At 66.9% G+C, this 4060-nt stretch carries 4 protein-coding genes and 1 pseudogene; all 5 read left to right on the top strand.

The window, feature by feature from the left end:
• Positions 1-263, top strand: a pseudogene (locus B0293_RS42500) (lipoyl synthase); the annotation flags it as partial.
• A 61-nt stretch (positions 264-324) separates the two neighbouring features.
• The gene (locus tag B0293_RS42505; RefSeq protein ID WP_005163231.1) at positions 325-987 is read left to right on the top strand and encodes a DedA family protein; all 663 of its coding nucleotides are present in this window, start codon (positions 325-327) and stop codon (positions 985-987) included.
• Positions 988-996: 9 nt separating this feature from the next.
• The gene (locus tag B0293_RS42510; RefSeq protein WP_005163228.1) at positions 997-1863 is read left to right on the top strand and encodes a patatin-like phospholipase family protein; all 867 of its coding nucleotides are present in this window, start codon (positions 997-999) and stop codon (positions 1861-1863) included.
• A 92-nt stretch (positions 1864-1955) separates the two neighbouring features.
• Positions 1956-3155, top strand: a complete 1200-nt coding sequence (locus tag B0293_RS42515; RefSeq protein ID WP_005163226.1) for a L,D-transpeptidase — start codon at positions 1956-1958, stop codon at positions 3153-3155.
• Between the two features lie 16 nt (positions 3156-3171).
• A complete protein-coding gene (locus B0293_RS42520) occupies positions 3172-3942 on the top strand; it encodes an SIR2 family NAD-dependent protein deacylase (protein WP_005163223.1) in 771 nt (256 codons plus the stop codon).
• Positions 3943-4060 lie beyond the last annotated feature (118 nt).

A 4060-nucleotide genomic window follows, 5' to 3' on the forward strand; every position in this document is an offset into this window, starting at 1 on the left:
CCCAGTACCTGCGGCCTTCGCCGAGGCACCACCCGGTGGACCGCTGGGTCAAGCCCGAAGAGTTCGTCGAGCACTCGAACGCGGCCGAGGCAATGGGCTTCGCCGGCGTCATGGCCGGGCCGCTGGTCCGGTCGTCCTACCGCGCAGGACGGCTCTTCGCGCAGACGAAGGCTCGCCGCGGCGAACCGCTGTCGGAGAACCTGGCGCACCTCGCCGCCGAAGGGACCGCGGCCCAGGAGGCCAGCTCGCTGCTGGCCCGGTGACTCCGGTCACCCTGTCCGCGACATCGCCACCCACCAGGTCACGAATCAGTAAAGTGACCTGGTGGCGTTGGTAACGGATCTTCTCAATTGGCTTCAGGGACTCCCGGAACCGGGACTGGTCGCGGCGACCGGCGGACTGGTGTTCGCCGAATGCACCATCGGGCTCGGCTTCATCGCGCCCGGCGAATCGGGGCTGCTGATCGCGGCCACGACGGCGACGTCGGTCTCCCGCTTCCTGACCCTGTGGGCTGTCGTGACGGTCTGCGCCGCATTGGGCGACTCGCTCGGCTACGCGATCGGCAAACGCTTCGGACCGCGCCTGCGGGAAACGAAACTGATCCGCAAATACGGCCTCGACGCCTGGGACAAGGCGACGGGCGTGCTCGAACGGCGAGGCGCGTGGGCCGTGTTCTTCGCGCGATTCCTCCCGGTGATCCGCACGCTGACCCCGGCCGCGTCCGGGACCTCGGGCCTGCCGTTCCGCAAATTCCTGCCCGCCGCCGCGGCGGGCGCGGCCTGCTGGTCGGCCATCCACATCGGCATCGGCGCCGCCCTCGGTGAGGCGGCGAAGAAGGTCGAAGGCGTGCTGAACACCGGCGGTCTGGTCATCGTCGGCGTACTCGTCGGTGTCGCCGTGTTCTTCCTGCTGCGCTACAAGAAGAAGAAAGCGCTCGCCGTCACAGCCGAAGAAGCCACCCCGGCGAAGATCGGCGCGGACGACTAGATTCCGGGCATGGCCGCCCTGAACCTGCCCCAGCCGATCGGTTTCGTCCTCGGTGGTGGCGGCAGTCTCGGCGCCATGCAGGTCGGGATGCTGCGGGCGCTCTCGGAGGCCGGCCTCGCTCCCGACCTCGTCGTCGGCACCTCGGTGGGTTCGCTGAACGCCGCCGTCCTCGCCCTCGGGGGTGAATCGGGTGACCGGCTGGACCGGATCTGGTCACGGATGACGCGGCACGAGGCGTTCCCCGGCGGCGTGCTCAGCCAGGTGCGGACCCTGCGCCACAGCAAGACCAACCTGTTCCCCAACACGGGGCTAGCCGCGATCGTCGACGAGCACATCGGCGAGGGCGTCCGGTTCGAGGATCTCGCGCTGCCACTGGGTGTCGTCGCCACGGACGTCGACACCGCCGAGCCGATGCTGATCCGCTCTGGGCCCGTTCTGGCGCCTCTGCTGGCCAGCTGCGCGATTCCGGGGATCTACCCGCCGGTGCCGTTCGGGGAACGGATGCTCTACGACGGCGGCCTGGTCGCCAACGTGCCGATGCGCCAGGCACTCGCGATGGGCGCGAAGTCGCTCGTCGTCCTCGACTGCGCGTTCCCCGGCAAGATGCCCGGCACTCCGCAGACCTTCGCCGAGGTGATGATGTTCACCGCGATGATCAGCATGCGGAACCAGGCCGTACTGGAGGCGCCGATCGCCGCGGCGGAAGTACCCGTGGTCTACGTGCCGGGCCCGAAGCCCGTGCGGGTCAGCCCTCTGGACTTCAGCCACACCACGGCGTTGACCGCCGAAGCCTACGATGCCGCGAAGACCTATTTGGGTGAATTGAGCATCAATGGCCCAGGTCTTTACGGCGCACCGGGTCTTGTCGTGGCGTGACGAGCAACCATCCGGCATCGATCACGTCTTCTTCGTCGCGTAGTTTTGAAAGAGAACTTTCCGCTGATCGAGCGACGTAAAAAGAGACTCATATGTTCCCCAAGAAGACATTACTTTCGACGGCCGGAATGCTCGCCGCGATACTGCTGATCTCGGCGTGCTCGTCCTCGGGTGACACCGGTACTTCGAATTCCTCCGGCCCGAGCGCCGGATCGGACGAAACCCCGGTTTCGGTGACCATTGATCCGGCGGGCGGGACGAACGTCAATCCGGCGACCCCGGTGGTGGTCAAGGCCGAGCACGGCAAGCTGACCGACGTCACGGTCAGCAACGCCGACAAGGGCAACCAGGTGAAGGGCGAGCTGGCCGCCGACGGCCTCAGCTGGAAGACCGTCGAGCCGCTCGGCTACGGCAGCACCTACAAGATCGTGGCGCATGCCCAGGGCGCCAACGGAAAGCCCGTCGAGCAGCAGAGCAGGGTCTCCACCCTGAGCCCGAAACAGCAGGCGAACCCGAACCTGATCCCGGCGCCCTCGGCGGTCGCGGCCGGCGGTGTCGGCGTCGGGCAGCCGATCGTGTTCGCCTTCGGCCAGCCGGTGAAGAACAAGGCCGAGGTCGAGAAGAAGCTGTCGGTGGAGTCCACGCCGAAGCAGGAAGGCTCCTGGTACTGGATCGACGACAAGAACGTCCATTACCGCCCCAAGACGTACTGGCAGGCGGGGACGACACTCAAGGTGTCGGCGATGATCTACGGCGTCGATTTCGGCAATGGCGTCTACGGCGCGACCGACCGCACCGAAACGTACAAGGTGCACGATTCCTGGGTCGCGAAAGCCGACGGCAACACCGAGCAGATGCAGATCTTCCACAACGGCCAGATGGTGAAATCGATGCCCATTTCCATGGGCAAGGACGCCACGCCGACACATTTGGGCGCGCACGTCATTTCGGACAAACACGAGAATTACACGATGGACTCGTGCACCTACGGTGTCTGCGCGGGCCAGCCGGGGTACTACAAATCGAACGAGAAGTGGTCGCTCCGGATCTCCAACGACGGCGAGTTCGTCCACGAGAACCCGAACAGCGTCGGCTCGCAGGGCAGCGCGAACGTGTCGCACGGCTGCATCAACCTCAACGCCGCCAACGCGCAGTGGTTCTACCAGAACCTGGGCCTCGGCGACGTCGTCGAGGTGACCAACTCCGGTGGCCCGCAGCTGCCGGTCTGGGACCTCTACGGCGACTGGTCGAAGTCGTGGGCGGACTGGCAGGCGGGCAGCGCGGTCAAGTAGCGGTCATCATGGGACGGTGACCACCGATCCTGATCTCGGACTGAGCGAGGCCCGTTCGCTCGTCACCGGCGCCGGCCGGATCGTCGCACTGACCGGCGCCGGGATCTCCACCGATTCGGGGATCCCCGACTTCCGCGGCCCACAGGGCCTGTGGACCCGCGATCCGGCCGCGGAGCAGATGTCGAACCTCCAGGCGTATCGAGGCAGTCGTGAGGTCCGGGAACGGACTTGGCAGGCACGGCTGGTGCATCCCGGCTGGGACGCGGTGCCCAATGCCGCTCATTACGCGCTCGAACGCCTGTCGCCGACGCACATCGTCACCCAGAACATCGACCGCCTGCATCAAAAGGCGGGTTCTCCGCCGGAGCGGGTGCTGGAACTGCACGGGACGATGTTCGAGTCCGTCTGCCTGTCCTGTGACGATCACCGGGACATGCGCGCGACTCTGGAGCGCGTCCGGGCGGGCGAGACCGATCCACCCTGTCAGGTGTGCGGCGGCATCCTGAAGTCCGCCACCGTGTCTTTCGGCCAGCACCTGGACCAGAACCTGCTCCGGGCTGCTCGTGCCGCGGTGTCCGAAAGCGATCTCCTGCTGGTGGCCGGATCCTCGCTGAGCGTCCAGCCCGCGGCCTCGCTGGTGAGCGTGGCCTCGCGAGCCGGGGCCGCCGTGGTGATCTGCAATGGCTCCGAAACGCCCTATGACGCCATGGCCACCGTCGTGGTCCGCGGTCCCCTCGGCGACACCCTGCCAGCCCTCATTTCACCCCTCGCCAACCCCCGCAATTAGTCACCTACTTGCGCCCCGCCTCCCCCTCGCCCCTCGCCCGCCCTCGCGTGCTCAAACCCGTAACTCACGTGCTTGGAGCCGTCATTCGCGTGATCAGAGGCGGATCTCGCGTGTGCAG

This window comes from Amycolatopsis azurea DSM 43854, assembly GCF_001995215.1.
GTDB lineage: Bacteria > Actinomycetota > Actinomycetes > Mycobacteriales > Pseudonocardiaceae > Amycolatopsis > Amycolatopsis azurea.

Excerpts from the sequence above, each read along its gene's own strand:
- B0293_RS42510 (WP_005163228.1), top strand. The coding sequence starts at position 997 with ATGGCCGCCCTGAACCTGCCCCAGCCGATCGGTTTCGTCCTCGGTGGT.
- B0293_RS42515 (WP_005163226.1), top strand. The coding sequence starts at position 1,956 with ATGTTCCCCAAGAAGACATTACTTTCGACGGCCGGAATGCTCGCCGCG.